22 protein-coding genes are annotated in these 20616 nt (G+C 68.7%); 5 read left to right on the plus strand and 17 right to left on the minus strand.

Features of this window, described 5'->3' with window-relative positions; genetic code table 11:
* The first annotated feature begins 98 nt into the window (after nt 1-98).
* Nucleotides 99-1019, plus strand: coding sequence for an ABC transporter ATP-binding protein (locus tag ACIBX3_RS00310; RefSeq protein ID WP_397111569.1), 921 nt, complete (start codon nt 99-101; stop codon nt 1017-1019).
* Nucleotides 1016-3319, plus strand: a complete 2304-nt coding sequence (locus tag ACIBX3_RS00315; protein WP_397111570.1) for an alpha/beta fold hydrolase — start codon at nt 1016-1018, stop codon at nt 3317-3319. The genes ACIBX3_RS00310 and ACIBX3_RS00315 overlap by 4 nt, the downstream gene beginning before the upstream one ends.
* 68 nt (nt 3320-3387) lie before the next feature.
* On the opposite strand, the gene ACIBX3_RS00320 is transcribed toward ACIBX3_RS00315, so the two are convergent.
* On the minus strand, nt 3388-4002 hold the full coding sequence (locus tag ACIBX3_RS00320) for an ArsR/SmtB family transcription factor (protein WP_397111571.1): 615 nt from the start codon (nt 4000-4002) through the stop codon (nt 3388-3390).
* A 70-nt stretch (nt 4003-4072) separates the two neighbouring features.
* On the opposite strand from ACIBX3_RS00320, the gene ACIBX3_RS00325 reads away from it, so the two are divergent.
* Both ACIBX3_RS00325 and ACIBX3_RS00330 read left to right on the plus strand, forming a co-directional pair.
* The gene (locus ACIBX3_RS00325; RefSeq protein ID WP_397111572.1) at nt 4073-5401 is read left to right on the plus strand and encodes an MFS transporter; all 1329 of its coding nucleotides are present in this window, start codon (nt 4073-4075) and stop codon (nt 5399-5401) included.
* Nucleotides 5402-5511: 110 nt separating this feature from the next.
* Nucleotides 5512-6378 (plus strand): murein hydrolase activator EnvC family protein, encoded by an 867-nt coding sequence (locus ACIBX3_RS00330; protein WP_397111573.1) that lies wholly within the window; start codon nt 5512-5514, stop codon nt 6376-6378.
* A 72-nt stretch (nt 6379-6450) separates the two neighbouring features.
* Here ACIBX3_RS00330 and ACIBX3_RS00335 read toward each other — a convergent pair whose 3' ends face one another.
* The 4 genes from ACIBX3_RS00335 to ACIBX3_RS00350 all read right to left on the minus strand — a co-directional run bounded on the left by ACIBX3_RS00335 (nt 6451) and on the right by ACIBX3_RS00350 (nt 11689).
* The gene (locus ACIBX3_RS00335) at nt 6451-7332 is read right to left on the minus strand and encodes a tyrosine recombinase XerC (RefSeq protein WP_397111574.1); all 882 of its coding nucleotides are present in this window, start codon (nt 7330-7332) and stop codon (nt 6451-6453) included.
* 494 nt (nt 7333-7826) lie between these two features.
* Entirely contained in the window at nt 7827-9182 is a 1356-nt protein-coding gene (gene dprA / locus ACIBX3_RS00340) for a DNA-processing protein DprA (RefSeq protein WP_397111575.1), read from the minus strand.
* 617 nt (nt 9183-9799) lie between these two features.
* Nucleotides 9800-11335 carry a YifB family Mg chelatase-like AAA ATPase gene (locus ACIBX3_RS00345; RefSeq protein WP_397111576.1) on the minus strand — a complete coding sequence of 512 codons (1536 nt, stop codon included), beginning with the start codon at nt 11333-11335 and terminating at the stop codon, nt 9800-9802.
* Nucleotides 11336-11689 carry a YraN family protein gene (locus ACIBX3_RS00350; RefSeq protein ID WP_397111577.1) on the minus strand — a complete coding sequence of 118 codons (354 nt, stop codon included), beginning with the start codon at nt 11687-11689 and terminating at the stop codon, nt 11336-11338.
* An 89-nt stretch (nt 11690-11778) separates the two neighbouring features.
* Here ACIBX3_RS00350 and ACIBX3_RS00355 point away from each other — a divergent pair, with 89 nt between their 5' ends.
* On the plus strand, nt 11779-12063 hold the full coding sequence (locus ACIBX3_RS00355) for a hypothetical protein (protein WP_397111578.1): 285 nt from the start codon (nt 11779-11781) through the stop codon (nt 12061-12063).
* A 408-nt stretch (nt 12064-12471) separates the two neighbouring features.
* Here the strand turns inward: ACIBX3_RS00355 and ACIBX3_RS00360 are convergent, their stop codons facing one another.
* The 12 genes from ACIBX3_RS00360 to ACIBX3_RS00415 all read right to left on the minus strand — a co-directional run bounded on the left by ACIBX3_RS00360 (nt 12472) and on the right by ACIBX3_RS00415 (nt 20612).
* A complete protein-coding gene (locus tag ACIBX3_RS00360; RefSeq protein WP_026215037.1) occupies nt 12472-12795 on the minus strand; it encodes a DUF2469 domain-containing protein in 324 nt (107 codons plus the stop codon).
* Nucleotides 12796-12834: 39 nt separating this feature from the next.
* A complete protein-coding gene (locus tag ACIBX3_RS00365) occupies nt 12835-13503 on the minus strand; it encodes a ribonuclease HII (protein WP_397111579.1) in 669 nt (222 codons plus the stop codon).
* Between the two features lie 52 nt (nt 13504-13555).
* A complete protein-coding gene (gene lepB, locus ACIBX3_RS00370; protein ID WP_397111580.1) occupies nt 13556-14149 on the minus strand; it encodes a signal peptidase I in 594 nt (197 codons plus the stop codon).
* Entirely contained in the window at nt 14149-15015 is an 867-nt protein-coding gene (lepB, locus tag ACIBX3_RS00375) for a signal peptidase I (protein ID WP_397111581.1), read from the minus strand. Before lepB (ACIBX3_RS00375) ends, lepB (ACIBX3_RS00370) begins: the two co-directional genes overlap by 1 nt.
* A gap of 146 nt (nt 15016-15161) precedes the next feature.
* On the minus strand, nt 15162-15524 hold the full coding sequence (gene rplS, locus ACIBX3_RS00380; protein WP_397111582.1) for a 50S ribosomal protein L19: 363 nt from the start codon (nt 15522-15524) through the stop codon (nt 15162-15164).
* A gap of 137 nt (nt 15525-15661) precedes the next feature.
* Complete coding sequence (gene trmD / locus ACIBX3_RS00385) at nt 15662-16441, minus strand: tRNA (guanosine(37)-N1)-methyltransferase TrmD (RefSeq protein ID WP_397111583.1); 780 nt, start codon at nt 16439-16441, stop codon at nt 15662-15664.
* A complete protein-coding gene (rimM, locus tag ACIBX3_RS00390; protein WP_397113345.1) occupies nt 16441-16941 on the minus strand; it encodes a ribosome maturation factor RimM in 501 nt (166 codons plus the stop codon). The genes trmD and rimM overlap by 1 nt, the downstream gene beginning before the upstream one ends.
* 70 nt (nt 16942-17011) lie before the next feature.
* A complete protein-coding gene (locus ACIBX3_RS00395; protein WP_043634919.1) occupies nt 17012-17257 on the minus strand; it encodes an RNA-binding protein in 246 nt (81 codons plus the stop codon).
* 1 nt (nt 17258) lies between these two features.
* On the minus strand, nt 17259-17705 hold the full coding sequence (gene rpsP, locus ACIBX3_RS00400) for a 30S ribosomal protein S16 (RefSeq protein WP_397111584.1): 447 nt from the start codon (nt 17703-17705) through the stop codon (nt 17259-17261).
* A gap of 308 nt (nt 17706-18013) precedes the next feature.
* Nucleotides 18014-19561 carry a signal recognition particle protein gene (gene ffh, locus ACIBX3_RS00405; protein WP_397111585.1) on the minus strand — a complete coding sequence of 516 codons (1548 nt, stop codon included), beginning with the start codon at nt 19559-19561 and terminating at the stop codon, nt 18014-18016.
* 57 nt (nt 19562-19618) lie between these two features.
* Entirely contained in the window at nt 19619-20206 is a 588-nt protein-coding gene (locus ACIBX3_RS00410; RefSeq protein WP_397111586.1) for a GTP-binding protein, read from the minus strand.
* The gene (locus ACIBX3_RS00415; protein ID WP_397111587.1) at nt 20187-20612 is read right to left on the minus strand and encodes a DUF742 domain-containing protein; all 426 of its coding nucleotides are present in this window, start codon (nt 20610-20612) and stop codon (nt 20187-20189) included. The genes ACIBX3_RS00410 and ACIBX3_RS00415 overlap by 20 nt, the downstream gene beginning before the upstream one ends.
* Nucleotides 20613-20616 lie beyond the last annotated feature (4 nt).

A 20616-nucleotide genomic window follows, 5' to 3' on the forward strand; every position in this document is an offset into this window, starting at 1 on the left:
GGGGCGAATTCCCACCTCCGCTGTGGTGGCAGGCCGATGGAGCCGGCGGACCCACGCCCCGAGGCTGTTCTTCAAGCAATCGAAACGAAGGACAGCCCATGATCGAAGTGACCGCTCTGACGATGCGGTACGGCGCCGCGCTCGCGGTCGACGACCTGACGTTCACCGTGCGCCCGGGCATGGTGACCGGTTTCCTCGGTCCCAACGGCGCGGGCAAGTCCACGACGATGCGCGCCATCCTGGGCCTGGAGAGCCCAGACAGCGGCACGGCGCTCGTGGGCGGCCAGCCGTACGCCTCGTTCCAGCGGCCGATGCGCGAAGTCGGGGCCCTGCTGGACGCCGGCGCCGTGCACGGGGGACGCACCGCCGCCGCGCACCTGTGGTGCCTGGCCCGCGGCAACGGCATCGCGCGCGACCGGGTGGGCGAGGTGCTGGAGCAGGTGGGCCTGGCCGAGGTCGCCGACCGGCGGATCGCCGGGTTCTCGCTGGGCATGCGCCAGCGGCTCGGCATCGCGGCCGCGCTGCTCGGGGACCCGGGCGTGCTGATGTTCGACGAGCCGGTCAACGGGCTGGATCCCGAAGGCATCCGCTGGATCAGGGAGCTGATGCGGCGGCTGGCGGCCGAGGGGCGTACCGTCCTGGTCTCCAGCCATCTGATGGGTGAGATGGCGCTCACCGCCGACCACGTCGTGGTCATCGGCCGCGGCCGGCTGATCGCGGACACCGCGATGGCGGAGATGGTGTCGCAGTTCGAGCAGGGCATGCTGGTCCGCGCGGCGGACCAGCCGGCGCTGGCCGGCGTGCTGAGAGCCGGCGGGGCGGACGTGCGCGAGGAGGACGGAGGGCTGTCGGTCATGGGCCTGGACGGTCCGCGGATCGGCGAGCTGGCCCTCTCGCACGGGATCGCGCTGCACGAGCTCACGCCGCGCGGCGCCTCGTTGGAGGAGGCGTTCATGAAACTGACGGAAGGCGACGTGGAGTTCGCCGCCGGAGCGGCTATGAGGGAGGCCGTGCGATGAGGAACGCCATCGCCTCCGAGTGGCTGAAGTTGCGCACTCTGAGATCGAATCTCTACCTGCTGGCCTTCTCCCTTCTGTCCGTGCTGCTGTGCGCCGGGCTGGCGTACATGGTCTCCCGGGGCTTCGACGGCCAGACCGGAGACGACAGGCTGAGCTTCGACGGCATCCGCGCCGGGCTCGGCACCGGGCTCCCGGTCGCGTACTTCGTCATGGCCGCCCTGGGCGCCTTGTCGATCACCTCCGAGCACGCGACGGGCCTGGTCAACACGAGCCTGGTGGTCGTGCCGAAGCGGCTTCTCTTCCTCTTCGCCAAGATCCCGGCCCTGGCGGCCGTCACCCTGGTGGCGGGGGAGGTGCTCGTGTTCGGCATGCATTTCGCCGCGCAGGCCGTGCTGGGGGATCGCGCAGATCAGATCACCATCGACGGCACCACGCTGGGTGCCGGCCTGTCGGAACCGGGCGTGGCGGCCGAGCTGCTGGTCGCGGGGGCGGCCATGCCGCTGGCCGCCATGATCGGGCTCGGCCTCGGCGCGGCCATCCGCTCCACGGCCGGCGCGCTCGTCACACTCATCGTGATCCTCTTCGTCCTGCCGATCGTGGCCCAGGCGCTGCCGAACGAGACCGGCGCGAAGATGGCCTCCTTCATGTTCGAGACCCTGCCCGGCCAGGTGGCCGGCGAAGGCGCCCCCGGCATCCTCACGCCGTTCGCGGCGCTGGCCCTGCTGCTCGCCTACCCGGTCGTGGCGCTCACCGCCGGTGCGGTCGCCATCTCGGCACGGGGCCGCGCGGGCACACCGTTGCTCGGCGGCGGCATGGTGACGGCCCTGCTGGGGGCCATCCTGGTGATCCCGCCGACCGCCTTGGGCGGCGAGGCGCCCGTGCGACCGTACGGCGAGCTGCGGGCATGGCCGGCCGCCACCTCCGCGCTCTCGTGGAAGTCCTGTGGCGGAGACCTCGAATGCGCCTCCGTCCGCGTGCCGGTCGCCTGGTCGAGGCCGACCGGCCGCAAGATCTCCATCGAGGTCGCCCGGCTCCCCGCCACGGGCACGCACCGCAGGATCGGCACGGTGTTCTTCACCCCCGGCGGGCCGGGCGCCTCGGGCATCGAGACCCTCAAGCAGAAGGGCGCCGTCTTCACCGCTCTGCGCCGGCGTTTCGACGTGGTCAGCCTCGCCCCGCGCAACACCATAGACCGGGGCGTCATCCCGTTCGGCTGCCTCACCAGCGGTCCCTGGATCACCCTGCCCGCCGGCCGCGCCGACTACGACAGGCTGGCCGCGCGGAACCGGGCATCCGCCGAACAGTGCCGCAAGGCCGACCCTGAATACTTCGACAACCTGGACTCGGCCTCCGTCGCCAGGGACATCGAGGCGATCCGCGTCGCCCTGGGCGAGCAGAAGCTGAGTTTCGTGGCCAACTCCTATGGTGGCGCGGTCGCCACCACATATGCCCGGCTGTTCCCCGAGGGCGTGCGCGCGATGTTCGTCGACGGCGCCATCGACCATCTCGCCGACCGAGCCATGGAGCAGCGGCTCAAAGCGGAGGGCGTCGAGGGCCAGTTCACCCGCTTCGCCGCCTGGTGCCGGTCCACCACGACCTGCGCCCTGCACGGTCGCGACGCCGGCGCCGTCTGGCGCGGCCTGACCACCGCCGCCGACCGTTCACCCGTCCCGGTGCGGCGCTCGCCCGTCGTGAAGGGGAAGCAGGTCGCCTACAACGGCTTCGACCTCAAGGTCGCCGCCGCGCCCGATCTGATCAGCCCGGGCCCCGCCCCGGACTTCCCCAACTGGCAACGCTTCGCCAAGGCCGTCGAGCAGGCCGTGGCCGGGGACGCCGGCGGCTTCGCCGACTACGTCGAGCAGGCCACGAAGAGCCTGAAGGTCCCCCTGTTCCGTGGCATGAGCATGACCCACTGCCCCGACGGGCTGGGATTCACCAGCTACGAGGAGTACCAGCAACTGAAGGCGCGTAGCGAGAGGCTCTCACCGAACTTCGCCGGTAACGAGCTCTGGCACTCGCTCGGCTGCGTGGGATGGCCGACACCCGTCACCAACCCCCCGACCCCGATGCCGGGCGACCGGCTCCCGCCGTTCGTCGGCGCGGGCACCTGGACCGACCACGACGACGTCGCCTCCATCGTGGCCCGCGTCCCGGGCTCGTCCACGATCCGCTACAACGGTCCCGGCCACGGCCTCTACCGCAGCGGAAACCAGTGCACCATCGCCCATGCCAACCGGTACCTGATCTCCCTCCGCCCGCCGGCCAAGGGCACCACCTGCCAGCCACCGCCCGTGGAGTGACGCGTCCACCGGCATCGGACGGAACGCGCTGACGCGCACCTGCCTCCCGCACGGCAGGCGGGTGCGCGTCAGCTCACCGCGTCGTGATCCTCTGTGGGCAGCCCCGGAACGACCCGCTTCGCCACCGGGAAGAGGTTGAACTGCACCTCGGCGATCCTGGCTCCGCTCGGCGCGTCCTTCTCGCCACGCCGGCGCAGGATGTACGGCTCTATCAGCTTCTCGATCTCCTCGTTGAGCCGCGCCAGTTCCTCGGCGGACACCCTGATCCACGACCGGTTGAAGCGGGTCGCGTCACGCCACTCAGGCGGCTCGTGAACGTTGCCCATCGCGCGATCCGCCTCATCGTTGGCCTCGCGACGAAACGCCATCATCAGCAGCAGCTTGGCATCCCGGACATCGGCCTGGTCATTCGGCAGAAGCCCCACGCTGAGCGGTCCCTCCACGGCCCGCCACAGCCGCTCCCTGCCGTCGCCCCGGGGCGGCGCGTCCTCCACGAAGCCGTACTTGGCCAGCATCCTCAGGTGATAACTGGCGGCGCTGGGCGTGATGCCGGCGATCTCCGCCACCTCCGTGGCGGTGGCGTCGCCCTCCATCTTGAGCCGGTTGAGGATCATCAGCCGCGCCGGGTGGGCCAGCGCCCGCATCGCCTTGGGATCGCTGAGCCCATCCCTGTCCCGAGTCATGCGACAAAAGTACCCGGCCCTCGATGTGAAACATTGCCTTCAGAACTATGAAGGGTTACTTTCATAGTTTATGAAGCAAACCCTTCATAAATCCGGGCAGGTCATTCCTGAACCGCCTCCCCTGCGCCGGCAACGCGATTACCGCCTGCTGTGGACCGCCCGTACGGTCTCGATCACCGGCTCGGAGGTCTCCAAGCTCGCCATCCCCCTGACCGCGGTGACCCTGTTGACCGCCTCCCCATCACAGATGGGACTGCTGACCGCGGCCGCCTCGGCACCCGCCCTCCTGTTCGGGCTCCAGTCGGGCGCCATCGCCGATCGCCTCTCCCGGCACCGCCCGCTGATGATCGCGTGTGAGCTGGTCTCCTGCGCGGCCGCCACCACGGTCCCCCTGGCCTGGCTCCTCGGCCTCCTGAACATCCCGTGGCTGATCGCCGTAGCCCTGGTGATCGGCACTGCCGGTGTGCTCTTCCGTGCGGCGAACTTCCCGCACCTGGCGGCCGTCGTACCGCCGGCGCGGCGCACGGAGGCGATGGCCGGCTTCCACGCCTCCTACTCAGTCGCCTCCGTCGGCGGCCCCGGCCTGGCCGGCCTCCTGATCCAGGGACTCACGGCCCCGCTGGCCGTCCTGGCGGAGGTACTGTCGTTCCTGGCGTCAGCCCTGCTGCTGCGCGGCATCCGCACGCCCGAGCGGAACAAGCCGGCGCCTTCGCGGGGCATGGGGCGAGACGTCATGGCGGGCCTGCGAGCCGTCGTCGTCCACCCGGTGCTGCGCGCGCTGATGGCGGCAGGCATCACGATCAACTTCTTCGCCATGGCGTACACGGCCGTCTACATGCTGTACATGCTGAACACCCTGCGCATCCCCAAAGGCATGATCGGCATCCTCATCGCCCTGGGTGGCGTGGGCGGCCTCCTGGGCGCCTGGATCACGGCCCGCCTGGCGAAGCGCTACGGCGAGAACCGCATTCTGCTGATCGCCGTACTCTTCTTCCCGATCGAAATCCTGACGGTAGGCCTCCTGACCGGTCCTCTCTGGTGGAAGCTCTCTCTGCTGTCGGTCACGGGCCTCGTCACGGGAGGCATCGTGGTGGCCTTCGCCACCTGCATGGGCGCGATCAGCCTCCGCGAGACACCCCCGGAGCTCCGCGCCCGCGTGAACGCCACCACGACCTTCGCGGTCCAAGGCGTCCTGGCCCTGGGCGGCCTGGCGGGAGGCCTGGCCGCCGACCTCCTCGGCCTCCGGCCGGTGATCCTCATCTGCGCGGGAGGCATGGCCCTGAGCGCTCTCTGGATCTGGGCCTCCCCGCTACGCCCGCACCGCCCCCGCCCTCCAGACCGACCGACGCCTCATTCCGTGGACGACCTCATTGCCATGAAACGCCACGGCTGGACCTGATCCGCACACCGCCGACGGACTATCCACAGGGCGTCCGCCACGTCGACCCGTCATCAACAGAACGACGCTCGGCCCTACGCCGTCCCGGGCTTCTCGACGAAACTCCCGCCATGAAATCCCGGACCGCCTTGCCGGCCCTCGTTCTGGCGATCGCCGTCATCCCCCTCGCCGCTCCCCCAGCACGGGCCTCCCCTCCCGACTGGCGCTGGCCGCTGGACGGTCACCCCCGCATCCTCCGCCGCTTCACCCCGCCTCCAGAGCCTTGGCTCGCCGGGCACCGCGGCATAGACCTGGCCGCCCCCGCGTCCACCCCGGTCCTGGCGGCAGGACCGGGCACGGTCCGCTTCGCCGGCGCCGTAGCGGGGAAAGGCGTGGTCACCATCGATCACGAGGGCGGCCTTCGGACGACATACCTGCCGGTCGCCGCATCGGTGAAACGGGGCCAGCAACTCACAACAGGAGCCGAGCTAGGCGTCATCGAACCGTCAGGAAGCCACTGCCAGGAGTCCTGCTTGCACTGGGGCCTCCTCCGCGACGCCCGCTACCTCAACCCGCTGCTCCTCCTGGGCCACGTCCCCATCCGCCTCCTCCCCTTCTGGCCCTCCGCTCCGGCACGAACGACCCCGCCGTCGCCACTCCATGACCTACCAGTCGCAACGGCGGCGACACACAACCCACCACACCGCCTCGCCGCATCCACCGCATCGCGCAAGTCCCCCGGCGCGACACCACCCAGCCCTCTGAACGGCTACCTCACCGGCAACTCGTCGCCCCATGCAGCCCCCGCCATCGGCCTGGCCCTCACATTGCTGGGGGCATTCCTTCTGATCGGCGCACTCCACCGCCGACGCCACCACCGAGCCAGAACGAGCGGGCACAGCCCGCGCGAAGGCCGGCACCGCAAAAATCGCCACAGACGCCACGGCGGAGGACCCCGCACCCGCCGCTCACGGTCTCGCCCCCATGAGGAGGACTAATCTCCATGAAAACGATGAACCAGCCACCCCCAGGAGAAGCAGAACCGGAACCCCGTCCCCTGAGCAGGAGCATCAAGCCCTCGGATGAGCTTGCCGATAGGCGGAACGCAAACGCTCGATCGAGACGTGTGTATAGATCTGCGTGCTGTTCAAGGACGCATGTCCAAGGAGTTCCTGAACACTACGAAGATCCGCGCCACCTTCGAGCAGATGGGTCGCCGCCGTGTGCCGCAACCCATGCGGTCCCATGTCCGGTGCCCCGTCCACCTGCGCCAGCCGAGCATGGACCACCCGCCGGACCGTCCCCGCGTCGATACGACCACCACGCACCCCAAGGAAGAGCGCCGGCCCCGACGCCGGCCGCATCCACCGCGGCCGCCCGTAAATACACCACCTGTCCAGCGCCTGGAGCGCAGGCAATCCGAACGGCACCGACCGCTCCTTGCGCCCTTTGCCCATCACCCTGATGACGTGCCGGTCGCGGTCCACGTCGTCGACATCGAGCGCACACAGCTCGCTCACCCGCACGCCGGTGGCGTACAGCAGCTCGAGAAGAGCCTGATCCCGCAGTTCCTTGGGCTCCGCCGTGGCCGGCGCGTCCAGGACGGCCCGCGCCTGTTCCTGATCGAGTACGGAGGGCAGAGAACGAGGCGCCTTGGCACTCCCGAGCAACAACCCGGGGTCCGCCGGCAGCCAGCCACGGCGATGGCAGTAAGCGGTGAACGTACGAGCGCAGGCGGCCCTTCGCGCCAGAGTGGCCCGCGCCTTGCCCTCCCCGTGCTGATCGGCCAGCCACTTTCTCAGCGTCCCGATGTCCAACATCTCGATCGGCCCGTTCAGGTGATCGAGCAGGGAACCGACATCTACCAGGTAAGCCCGAACCGTGTGCGGGGAAAGATCGCGCTCGAACCGCAAGTACCGCCCGAACTCGGCTACCACCTCATCCCTGCCCACGCGTACCTCCGTTCCCCGCACTCACGACGATCGTGCCACCCTCACCCGAACCCAAACAACCTCACCCACTCAGGCGGCATCGCCCCGGCCCTCGGCCGAACACAGGGGATGCCGCCCGAACGTCTGCCGAGCTCACAGAGATGACGAGGCGACATCCACGGTGGAGGACTCGGGAGCGAAAACCTGACCGCCCAATGCCTCGTGCAGAAATGGTGACGGCCACCGCAAGATCCTCCGAGGGCCTGAAAGAACCGGAGGAACGCCGAGCGATGGCCGCAGACATCAGTGTGTCCCCTGCGATGTCACCCGGCGGAGCAAACGACAACCGGTGACCCCCACTTTGCCGAGATCGCCCTCCACGCCCCCGGAGGCCGTGCCACCACCCACCTGAACCCAGCAGCTCACCCTTGACCGGCGTATCAGTCAGGCCGGGCTCGTCACTCAGACGACGATCTCATCGCACCGCGCCACCACATCGAGACAGGTGTAGCCCTTCATCCCAGGGCATGTCCCCTCTTCACCCCAGGGACGCATTCTTGTTCCGAGAAGCCACGTTCATCTTCTCTCCGACGACCATGCTTCGGCCCTGGGGGATCGTCCTCTGGACCGGGGAGACCGTCCTCGCGGCGCGCCAGGTCGTCCTCGTCCGGGTATGGCGGGTCCTGAGTCGGATCCGTGTCCTCCGCGATGGGTGGGCGCTCCAGGGCAGCGGAATCCGATGCCTTCCGGTACGAGGTCGTCCGCTTGCGGAGGCGCCAGCCGTCCGGCGACCGTTCGATGTAGCCCGCGGCTGCCAGGCCGCCCAGTGCGCTCAGGGTGGCGTCCAGGCCCAACCCCGCTGCGACCGCTATGGAGGCCGGGCCGACGCCGCCTCGGGCAGGGATCGAGTCCAGGACTCTTTTCGTCGACTCGCTGAGCTTGTCCCTGGGGACCGCGGGGGCTCGGGATTGCGGGGCCAGGTCGTCGCCGATCACGCCGACGAGCTCGATCATCTCCTCCGGCGAGGTGACGCATACGGCCTTGCGTTCGCGGAGAAGCCGGTGGCAGCCGGCCGACATGCGTGAGGTGACGGGGCCGGGGATCGCGGCCAGGTGCCTGTTGAGCGACAGGGTGTGGGCGGCCGTGTTGAGGGCTCCGCTGCGCAGGGCGGCCTCAACGACGACCGTGCCGCGCGCCAGGGCGGCTATCAGGCGGTTCCTGATGAGGAAACGCGCCCGGGTGGGGTGGACCCCTGGCGGGCATTCGCTGAGCACCACGCCTTGGTCTCTGACGGCCGCGAACAGGGTGTCGTGGCTGCTGGGATAGCAGACGTCGACGCCGCAGGCCAGGACGACCACCGTCGGCGAGCCGGCCGCCAGCGCTCCGCGGTGGGCCGCGCTGTCCACCCCGAAGGCGCCGCCCGACACCACGGTCCAACCGGACTCGCTGAGGCCGACGCCGAACTCGGCCGCGATGTGGACACCGTATGCGGTGGCGGACCTGGCACCCACCACGGCCACCGATGTGAGGCAGGAGAAGCGGAGGTCCGCCCTGCCGTGCAACCACAGTCCAAGGGGACGGCTGGGGCCGAGTTGGTCCAGTTGGGTAGGCCATTCCGGGCTGCCCGGAATGATCAGACGGGCTCCGGTCTTCTCTCCGGCTTCGAGGTCGGCGGCGGGGTTCGCGGCTGCCAGGCGGGCGTGCCATGCCTTCAGCCGGGTCGTCAGGGCGGTGGGACGCTCTTGCTCCGCCTCCTGGGCTACGAAGTCCGCGGGGAGAGTGCGGGCGCGGATCGCCTCCACGGCGCTTGCGGCTCCGTACTGTGCCACGAGACGGCCCATGATCGTGTCGCCGACGTCCGCGGCCCGCATGAGAGCGGCTCTTGCCTCATGCTCTGCACTGATCGGTGATGCACCGGCGGGAAGCCGATGTTGAGCCGCCACCGGCTCGGTCCCCATCGGTTCCGACGCCGGCAGCCCCGTCCCTGCCGTCCCTCTCGTGCCTGTCCGCGGCGGCTTCGTCCCTCCTGGTTCCGCCCCCACCATCGGCTCGGTCCCCGGCGGCTCGATCGCCAGAAGCCTCGTCCTTCCTGACTCCGTCACCACTGGCTCCGTCACGGTTCGTTCCGTCCCCACCGATGCTGTTCCCGACGGCGCTGTTCCCGACGGCGCTGTTCCCGACGGCGCTGTTCCCGACGGCGCTGCTTCCACCAGCTCCGTCCCCACCAGCTCTGTCCCCCTTGATCCCGTCCCCCTTGATCCCGTCCCGTTTGATTCCGGTGGCATGGGTGCGTGGGGCACGTAGTGCATCGCCTGTTGTGCGTTGTGCCCGCCCTGTGGGCTCGGCGTGCTCTGTGGGCTCGGCGTGCTCTGTGAGCTCGGCGTGCTCTGTGAGCTCGGCGTGCTCTGTGAGGCCGTGAGTGGTGAGGACATGATGCCTTCGGGGTGCGGGGGTGTTTCGTTGGGAGTTGTGGAGGTGATGGCGCGCATTACGACATGACCCCCAGCCAGAAGTGAAGGGCTGCCGTGGTTTCCTCTTCCTCCGGACGCTCCTTGTCGGCCAGATCGGCGAGGGTCCAGGACACGCGGACCGCGCGGTCCAGGCCGCGAGCCGTGAGAGTGCCTGAGTCCAGGCAGGACGTCATGGGTTTCATGGCCTCTGGGGACGGGCGGTATTCGCTGTGGAGGACGGATGAGGGCACTTCGGCGTTCGTCCGCCACGGGGTGCCGGCCAGGCGTTTGACGGCTCGGTCGCGTGCGGCGAGGACGCGTTGGGCCACCGTCGCGCTGGATTCCGTGAATTGGCGGTCGGCCATGAGCTCACGTCTGGAGGCGCGGACCACGGTGACCTTCATGTCGACGCGGTCCAGGAGCGGGCCCGAGAGTCTGCCGAGGTAGCGGCGCCTGACCGTGGGGGAACACCTGCAGTTTTCGCCCTGGTCCTCGGCTTGGGCGCACGGGCAGGGATTCGCGGCCAGGACCAGCATGAACCTGGCCGGGAACGTGACCGAGCCCGCCGATCTCGACACGGTCACGCGGCCGGACTCCAGCGGCTGGCGCAAGGCGTCGAGTACGTGGCGGGGGAACTCCGGGGCTTCGTCCATGAAGAGAACGCCTCGGTGGGCGAGAGAGACCGCGCCAGGGCGCACGATCGTGCTGCCACCGCCGATGATCGCGGCCGCGGTCGCAGTGTGGTGAGGGCTGACGAACGGCGGTCGGCTCATCATGGGTGCGTTGGACGGCAGGACGCCCGCGACCGAGTGGATGGCCGTGACCTCCAGGGCGTGGTCGAGCTCCAGGTCCGGGAGAAGCGTGGGGAGGCGTTCGGCCAGCATCGTCTTGCCGGTGCCGGGCGGACCCAGCATCCACAAATTGTGGCCGCCCGCCGCGCACACCTCCAGAGCCCGGCGGGCGACCGGCTGGCCGACGACGTCCGCCAGGTCCACCGCGGGATCCGTGGTGGTCGTGGGCGGTTCCAGGCACTCTTCCGCCTGCGGTTCGGGGGCTTCCTCACCCTTGCGGAGCCACTCCACCAGCTGGCGCAGGCTCGCCACCGGAATCACCTTCACGTCGGGGACCAGAGCCGCTTCCGCCGAGTTCGCGGAGGGGACGATGACCGTGGCGTCTCCGTGCTTCGCCGCACCGAGGACGGAGGGCAGCACCCCGCGTACGGGTCTTATCCGGCCGTCGAGGCCTAGCTCCCCCAGGAAGAACGGCTCCGCGATGCGCTCGGCGGGGACCACCCCCGCGGCGCCCAGGATCGCCACCGCTATGGCCAGGTCGAACTGCGAACCGCGCTTGGGGAGGCTGGCCGGGAAGAGGCTGACGATGATGCGGGCGTCGGGCCACGGGTAGGTGCTGTTGACCACCGCGGATCTGACCCGGTCGCGGGCTTCGCTCAGTGCCGTGTCGGGGAGGCCGATGAGGTGGATGCCCGCCAGGCCGTTGCCCACGTCGGCCTCGACCTCGACGCTGCGGCCCGTGACACCGACGAGGGCCACGCTACGGGTGCGGGCCACTGCCATCTAGATCGCCCCCCGTACGTGGCGCAGCGCGAAGTCGCCCGCGAAGCGGTCCAAGGCGATCACGTCCACCCGTACGGCGTCGAACGTGCGCGACTGCGTGGCCAGCCACTTGGCGGCGAGCATCCGGAGCCTGGCCAGTTTGGTATGGCTCACCGATTCCAGGGCCGTGCCGTGGGATCTGCCCGATCGGGTCTTGACCTCGACGACGATCAGGAGGGGTCCCTCCTCGGCGATGATGTCGATCTCGCCGTGGCGGCAGCGCCAGTTTCGGTCGATGATCTTCATCCCCTTGGCCTCCAAGTACGTCACGGCCAGTTGCTCGCCTTGCTTGCCGAGCTCGTCTTTCTTAGCCATGTGCCACCTCCGTCAGGTCCGGGTCCGGTTCGGGAACCGACCTTTGCGGATGCAGGGCGGCGGCCGTTGGGCCGAATGGGGTTCTGGGGATGGCGAGGGCGCGAAGGCTGTGGGTTGTGGACGAGGACGGGTTTGGCGTCCCCCACCAGACCCGCGTCCACGCCCTCGACAACGGCCGTTCCATCGCCCCTGGCCGTCTCGGCAAGGCCCCAGGGCAGCGCCACCCGGACCGGCGCCGCACCGCCCCGGACAACGCCTCGGCAGCCCGTCCCAGGCCGCAGCCCCCGACCGCCGCACTGCTGGTGGGAGCACATGCCAGGAGCGTGGGACTCGCGCGGCAGCGGGCCGCTCAGCGAGGGAGGGAAGGCGGGTGAGGTCGTGTGAGCGGGGCCTGACGCGGATCATGCCGCGGTGGAGCGGCCCCTTGTGGGATGCGCGGCGACAGCCTCTTGGCCGACGTGCGGCCCGGCCCGTCGACGACGACGACGCGTGAATGGGACCGTGGCCGGCAGGGTCACGGCAAGGATTCGTGACGGGATGGCGACACGAATCCCCTGATCAAGGGAACCGCGCGCGGGGAGGCAAGTGCGGCTCCGATGGCCGGCGAAGCCGACAGGCATGCTGACAGCCGTGCTGAGTGGACGCGGGTGGGCGCCTGACGACCGAACCTGGTCGAGGGCGCATGGTGCGTTCACAGCGTGCTGAGAGGACGCGGGCGGTGCCTGAGGACCGAACCTGGCCGGAGCACCTGGTGCCCTGCCAAGCGAGCGAGTGACTGCGGTCTACCCCGAGAACCCCTCCTTGGGCATCTCCAGATCTGCCTTGGCCAGCTCCTCCACGTTCACATCCTTAAACGTGACCACCCGCACGTTCTTCACGAACCGCGCCGGCCGATACATGTCCCACACCCAAGCGTCCTGCATCTTCACATCGAAGAAGACGTCGCCGTTCTCCGCGGTACGGACGTCGAGATCGACCGAGTTGGTCAGATAGAACCGCCGCTCAGTCTCCACAACGTATGTGAACAAACCGACGACATCACGGTATTCGCGGTAAAGCTGCAGCTCCATCTCGGTTTCGTACTTTTCGAGATCCTCTGCGCTCATCGCGGTCCTCCTGTCGTACCGGTCCCCCGGTTTGCCTGCTCAGGCAACCCCGGCCCCCATTTCATTCTCACCCATCTCCCTGGCCACCGTGACGAAGGAGTAACGGTGGTCGGCACATGGGCCATGCGTTTCCAGCGCCAGCCGGTGCCCCGGTGTGACGTACCCCTTGTGGTCGGCGAAGCCGTACCCAGGGAAGCGCTCGTCGAGCGCGACCATCATGCGGTCCCTCGTCACCTTGGCGACGATGGACGCGGCCGCCACGCACGCGGCCACCTGGTCCCCCTTCCACACGGCGAGCGACGGCGCGGGCAGCCCCGGCACCGGGAAGCCATCGGTCAGGATGTACTCCGGGTCACAGGGCAACTGTGCGACAGCTCGCCGCATTCCTGAAACATTGCATTTGTGAAGACCTTTGGCGTCGATCTCCCCCGGCGGGATGATCACGATGCCTACGTGGGAGACGCGCATGATCTTGTCGTAGAGGCTCTCGCGCACCGCGGGCGTGAGCAGCTTCGAGTCGCCGAGGCCGTCGATCTCCCTGCGCAGGATCACGGCCGCGACCACCAGCGGCCCCGCGCAGGCGCCGCGGCCCGCCTCGTCGACGCCGGCGATCGGAGTGAGGCCACGGCGGGCCAGCGCCCGCTCATAGGCGTAGAGTCCGGAATCGCGCCGGACGACGCTCGGTCGAGGGCGGAACGCAACTGTCATGACACAGGCAGCGTACGCCCCATTCGCCGCAGCCCGCGACCGAAAGCCCCCTCTACTTGACCTTGTCGAAAATGTCGGGACGCGAGAAGAGATAGCCGCGATTCAGCGGCCAGTAACGCACCACTGCCTTGCCGATCACCGCGTCTTCCGAGATGAAGCCGTCACCAGGCTCCTCCACGTGGGCCCGGGAGTCGGCCGAGGCGCTGCGGTGGTCACCCATCAGCCACAACTTCCCCGCCGGCACCTTGATGTCGAACTTTTCGTCGGAGGGGTAGTCGCCGGGGTAGAGGTAGGACTCCTCGTCCAGCGGCGTCCCGTTGACGGAGATGCGCTTCTTCGCGTCGCAGCACTTGACCCGATCGCCGCCGACGCCGATGACCCGCTTGATGGTGTCCTCGCCGTTCCAGCCCTTGAACACCACGATGTCGCCGCGCTCGGGCTTGCCCGCGAGCTTGTTGACGAACACGCGGTCGTTGATCAGCAGCGTGTTCTCCATCGACTCGGACGGGATGTAGAACGAGCCGACCACGAACGTCTGCAGCAACAGCGCGATGCCGACGCCCATGACCAGGAGCAGCAGCGTCTCACGGAAGCCGCTCTTCTTCTTCTCTTTCCCCACGCCCTCCGCCTTCTTGGTGACGGCCATCAGCGCCTCCTTCGCAGCCAACGCCGACGAACCAGGACCAAGGGTATGGCGAGCCCGAATCCGGCGACCAGCGGTACCGAACCGCCGAGTGCCTGGAGCGCGGGCTGCGCGAACGTGGCCGGGATGTCGATCACACTGGCCCGGTCGAACGGCCAGACGATCACGAACGCCCGGCCGATGACCTGGCCTTCGGGAATGGAGCCGCCACCCGGGTCACCGGTGTGGGAACGCGAGTCGAGCGAGACCGAGCGGTGGTCGCCCATCACCCACAGCCGTTCCTGCGGCACCTTGATGTCGAAGAACTTGTCGGAGGGCACGTTCCCCGGATAGAGGTAGCTCTCCTCGTCGATGGGCGTGCCGTTGACGGTGATGCGCCCCTTGGAGTCGCAGCACTTGACGTGGTCGCCGCCCACGCCGATGACCCGCTTGATGTAGTCCTTCTCGCCGGGCACGACGCCGAACGCCGTCCCGACCCACCTGAAGAACCCCGCGACCGGGTTGGACGGCTCCTCGAGCTGGAACTCGCCGTCCCAGGAGTCGACGCCGGAGAACACCACCACGTCGCCCCGCTCGATGTCACGCGTGTGGTAGACGAGCTTGTTGACGAGGACCCTGTCGTTTTTCAGCAGGGTGTTCTCCATCGACTCCGATGGAATGTAGAAGGCCTGGACCACGAAGGTCTTGATGATCAGTGCCAGGACAAGGGCTACGACGACGAGAACAGGGAGCTCTTTCCAGAACGATCCCTTCTTCTCCTTCTCCTTTTTTCCGCCCTTGGCCGGCTTCTGAGTCTCTTCCGCGACCACGTCCACCTCGTCCTCGACAGGGCGGCGCGCCGCGCCGTGCTCCTGGCTTTCGCTAGTCATCAACTGTCGAGCCTAGATGATGGATGGGCCCGACAAGCCTCGACCGACGTTACACCCACGCACGGGTCGCTCCACATAAAGGAAACGCCGCCGTAAAACCGAATGGCCCGTGCGCGGGCACGGGCCACAGGGCAAGGACCAGGGCTTTACTTCGCGGTGGTCGTCTCGCGCTTCTCGCGGATGCGGGCGGCCTTGCCACGCAGGTCGCGCATGTAGTAAAGCTTGGCCCGGCGGACGTCGCCGCGGGTGGCGAGCACGATCTTCTCGATGACCGGGCTGTGCACGGGGAAGGTGCGCTCGACGCCGACGCCGTAGCTCACCTTGCGGACCGTGAAGGTCTCGCGGGCGCCGCTGCCCTGCCGGCGCAGGACGAAGCCCTTGAAGACCTGAATACGGGAGCGGTTGCCTTCGACGACTCGTACGTGAACCTCGAGCGTGTCACCGGGGCGGAACCCCGGCACGTCGCCGCGCAGGGTCGCCTGCTCGAGCTCCTGGATCTTCGTGTGCATGAGAGCTGTCCTCAAGTCCTCGTGAGCACGCGGAGGTCCACCCGGCCGAAGCTCGCGGCGGACGCGCTTGCTGATGTGATGAGCCCGGGACCGTTTCCCGGGCATGACGGACCAACCAATTGACAGTTGGCAGCGATTCAGTTTGCCATATCTTCCGGCCCGACGCGAAACGACAGCTCCTCGAGGAGCTTCCTGTCGTGCTTGTCGAGCGTCCCGGGGTCGAGCTCCGCCGCGAGTTCCGGCCGGTTGCGCACAGTACGGCGCAGCGCCTCGTCCCGCCGCCACCTGGCGACCTTCCCATGGTGCCCGGACAGCAGCACGGCCGGCACCTCGTGGCCGCGCCAGACGGGCGGCTTGGTGTAGACCGGGCCCTCGACCAGGTTGCGCATGGACCCGGCCGCGAACGAGTCGTCCACGGCCGACTGGGCGTTGCCCAGCACGCCGGGCAGCAGCCTGCCGATGGCCTCCACCATGACCAGCACCGCCACCTCACCGCCGGCCAGCACGTAGTCGCCGATGCTGACCTCGTCCACCCGCAGCCGCGTGGCGTATTCCGCCATGACCCGCGAGTCGATGCCCTCGTAGCGCCCGCACGCGAACAGCAGCCACGGCTCGCCCGCCAGCTCCTGCGCGAGCTCCTGGGTGAACGGCCGGCCGCTCGGCGTCGGCACGATCATCCGGGGCGCGCCGTCGCCGATCACCGCGTCGATGGCCTCGCCCCACACCTCGGGCTTCATGACCATGCCGGGACCGCCGCCGTACGGCGTGTCGTCCACGGTCTTGTGCACGTCGTGCGTCCAGTCGCGCAGCTGGTGCACGCGTACGTCCAGCGTGCCGCGCTCGCGCGCCTTGCCGATCAGCGACACGTCCAGCGGCGCGAAGTATTCAGGGAAGATCGAGATGATGTCGAGCCGCATCACAGCAGGCCCTCCGGCGGATCGACCACCAACCGGCCCCCCGCCAGGTCGACCTCGGGCACCAGCGCCTTGACGAACGGGATGAGAGCCTCGTCCTGCCCTTCGCGGCGCACGACGAGCAAATCCTGGCCGTGGTGGAGCACGTCCTCCACCTCGCCGACCGGCTCGCCCGAGACCGTCTCCACCGCCAGGCCGATGAGCTGGTGGTCGTGGAACTCGTCGGGGTCGTCGGACGGCTCGACCTCGGCCGAGTCGATGACCAGCAGGGTCCCCCGCAGGTCCGCGGCGGCGTCGCGATCGGTCACGCCCTCGAACGTCACCAGCAGGACGTCCTTGTGCCAGCGGCAGCCGGCGACGACGAGCGGCCCTCTGCCGGCGGGGTCCGTCGCGATCGACGTGCCGACGGCGAAGCGCCGCTCAGGCTCGTCGGTGCGCACCTCCACGGTCACGTCACCGCGTACCCCGTGCGGACGGCCTATCCGGCCGACGACCAACTGCACGTGAATGTGCCCTTTCTCACGCAAGCGCCCTCATCGGTAAGCGAACCGATGAGGGCGCGGAAACCTGACGCTAACGGACTGCTTCGTGCAGGTCGAGCAGGTCGACCCGAACGTACTTCCCGTCGGCCAGGGCGTTCACGACCGTGCGCAGCGCCTTGGCGGTGCGCCCGCCGCGTCCGATGACCTTGCCCAGGTCCTCGGGGTGCACCCGGACCTCCAGGACGCGCCCGCTGCGAATGCGGCGTGCGCGGACCCGGACATCGTCTGGATGTTCGACGATGCCCTTGACGAGGTGCTCGAGAGCCTCCTCGAGCACGTCAGCCCTCGCCCTCGGTCGGGGTCTCGGCGGGGGCCTCGGCTACTTCTTCCTTCTTCTTGGCCGCCTTCTTCGGCGTGGTGGCGGCCGTGCCGGTGTCGCCACCGGACAGCGCCTCCTTGGCCGCGGCCTCGTAGATGGCGTGACGGTCAGGCGCGGGCTCGGCGACCTTCAGCGGTGCAGGGGCGGCTTCGCCCTTGAACTTCTGCCAGTCGCCGGTGAGCTTGAGCAGCTTGAGCACCGGCTCGGTCGGCTGCGCGCCGACACCCAGCCAGTAGGCCGCACGCTCGGCGTTGACCTCGATGCGCGAAGGGTCGTCCTTCGGGTGGTACAGGCCGATCTCCTCGATCGCCCGGCCGTCACGCTTGGTGCGGCTGTCGGCGACGACGATACGGTATTGAGCGTTGCGGATCATGCCGAGCCGCTTGAGCTTGATCTTGACTGCCACGGGTGTGGTCTCTCCTGCATTCGAGCGTGGGTGAGCGACGTCTCGCCGAGTGGGGCACGGTTGAACGACGCTCCAGGGACAGGCGCGGCCGGCGGGAGATGAGAGGGCACCCGCCTGGTCACGATGTTCCAACATGTCATTGTGCCAGATCTACGGCACTGCCTTCGACCTCACATGGAACGGCGCCCCAAAGACTCGGCAAGAATCTCGTCTCGCCCGCCCCGAACGCGTCCCGCACGCGCGGCACCCACGACCCCAAAAGGGCCGTGGGTGAGCCGGCAGCGCCCCTCCCAGGAGGGCGGACGGCGTTAGTTCTGGCCGGGGAGCTTGAGCTTGGAAGGGTCGAAGCCGGGCGGCAGCTCCATGCCCGGAGGCAGCTTGCCGTGCAGGTTGCCCAGCATCCCGCCCTGCTTCGGCTGCGCGGAGCCGTCGCCGGACGACGTCTTCTCCAGACCCGCCTTACGCGGGTCACCGCTCACCCGCCGCCCCTTCTTGTTCTTCTTCTGAGCCTTGGCCGCCTTGCCACGCCCCCCCGGCATGCCGGGGATGCCCATCCCGCCGGCCATCCGCTTCATCATCTTCTGTGCCTCGAAGAAGCGGATGACCAGGTTGCTCACAGCAGTGACCGTGACGCCGGAGCCGGCGGCGATGCGTGCCCGCCGCGACCCATTGATGATCTTCGGATCCTGGCGCTCGCCCGGGGTCATGGAGCGAATGATCGCGGCGATGCGGTCGAGGTCGCGGTCGTCGATCGCGTTGAGCTGGTCGCGCATCTGACCCATGCCGGGCATCATGCCGAGCAGGTTCTTGATGGGGCCCATCTTCTGGACCATCATCATCTGCTCGAGGAAGTCCTCCAGCGTGAAGCTCTCGCCCGAGGTGAGCTTGCCGGCCATCTTGGCCGCCTGCTCCTCGTCGAACGTCTTCTGAGCCTGCTCGATCAGGGTGAGGATGTCACCCATGTCGAGGATGCGGGAGGCCATCCGGTCGGGGTGGAAGGCGTCGAAGTCCTCGAGCTTCTCACCCGTCGACGCGAACATGATCGGCCGGCCGGTGATGTGCCTGACCGACAGCGCGGCACCACCGCGGGCGTCGCCGTCGAGCTTGGTCAGCACGACCCCGTCGAAGCCGACGCCCTCCATGAACGCCTGCGCCGTGGTGACGGCGTCCTGGCCGATCATGGCGTCGACCACGAACAGGACCTCGTCGGGCGAGACCGCGTCGCGGATGTCGGCGGCCTGCTTCATCATCTCCTGGTCGATGCCCAGGCGGCCGGCGGTGTCGATGATGACGATGTCGTGATTGAGGCGCTTGGCCTCGTCGATCGACCGGCGGGCGACCCCGATCGGGTCGCCGACGCCGCTGCCCGGCTCGGGCGCGTAGACCGCGACCTCGGCGCGCTCGCCCACGACCTGAAGCTGCTGGACGGCATTGGGGCGCTGAAGGTCGGCGGCGACCAGCATGGGCGCGTGACCCTGCTCGCGCAGCCACTTGGCCAGCTTGCCGGCCAGCGTGGTCTTACCGGCGCCCTGCAGACCCGCCAGCATGACGACGGTCGGGGGCGTCTTGGCGAAGCGGAGCCTGCGGGTCTCGCCGCCGAGAATCTCGATCAGCTCGTCGTTGACGATCTTGACGACCTGCTGCGCCGGGTTGAGCGCCTGGGAGACCTCGGAACCGCGGGCGCGCTCCTTGACCTGGGCGACGAACGCCTTGACCACCGGGAGCGCGACATCGGCCTCCAGCAGGGCGATGCGGATCTCCCGGGTGGTGGCGTCGATGTCGGCATCGGACAGCCGGCCCTTGGATCGGAGGGAGGAGAAAACCGATGTGAGGCGGTCGGAAAGCGTCTCGAACACGTGGTTGGCCAGTCCTCGAAGCGAATGAACGTCTAAGACTCCAGCCTATCCGCTCTCCTAGCCGCTCCAGCCGGGCACGGCCATCCGGACTGTGAGCGCGTGCTCGACGAGGTTGATCAAAGCGATCTTCACGGAGTCCTTCGAGCGGGCGTCGAGCCGCACCATCGGGATGTGCGGCGCCAGCGTCAGGGCGTCGCGCACCTCGGAGTCACTGTGCGGGTAATCGCCGTCCCAGCCGTTCACCCCCACGATGAACGGCAGCTGGGCCTCCTCGAAGTAGTCGATCGCCGGGAAGCTGTCGGCAAGACGGCGGGTGTCGACGAGGACGACGGCGCCGATGGCGCCGCGCACCAGGTCGTCCCACATGAACCAGAACCGGTGCTGCCCGGGCGTGCCGAACAGATAGAGGATCAGGTCACGATCGAGGGAGACCCGGCCGAAGTCCATCGCCACGGTCGTGGTCGACTTCAGCGGTGTCATGCCCAGGTCGTCGATGCCGGCGGAGGCGTCGGTCATCACCGCCTCCGTGGTCAACGGCATGATCTCCGACACCGCACCGACGAACGTCGTCTTGCCCACCCCGAATCCCCCGGCCACGACGATCTTCGTCGAGGTGAGGCCGGGGCTAGAGCCTGCGAAGTCCACTGAGCACCCTTTCCAGCAGGTTGACGTCCGGTCTACCCGCATCCAGCTGCGGCTGATGCACGCGTACGAGGCCCTCCGCCGCCATATCCGCGATCAGAACGCGCACCACGCCGAGAGGGATCCGCAGCAGCGCCGACACCTCCGCCACCGATCTGACCTGGAGGCAGAGCTGGCTGATCGCCTTGTACTCGGGCGTGATGTGCGAGAACTCCCGGTGCTCGGCGGTCGCCGAGGAGACCAGAGCCTCCATCGCCAGTTTGACCTTGGGCGCGGTACGCCCTCCCGTGACGGCGTAGGGCCGCACCGGCGAGGCGGGTTCCGAGCTGGAGGGCGGAGGCTGCGGGGGTTCCCATCCACCGCTGTTCCATCCGCCGCTGTTCCAGCCCTCGCTGTTCCAGTTCGTCACCTAC

This window comes from Nonomuraea sp. NPDC049480 (assembly GCF_044465905.1).
Taxonomy (GTDB): domain Bacteria; phylum Actinomycetota; class Actinomycetes; order Streptosporangiales; family Streptosporangiaceae; genus Nonomuraea.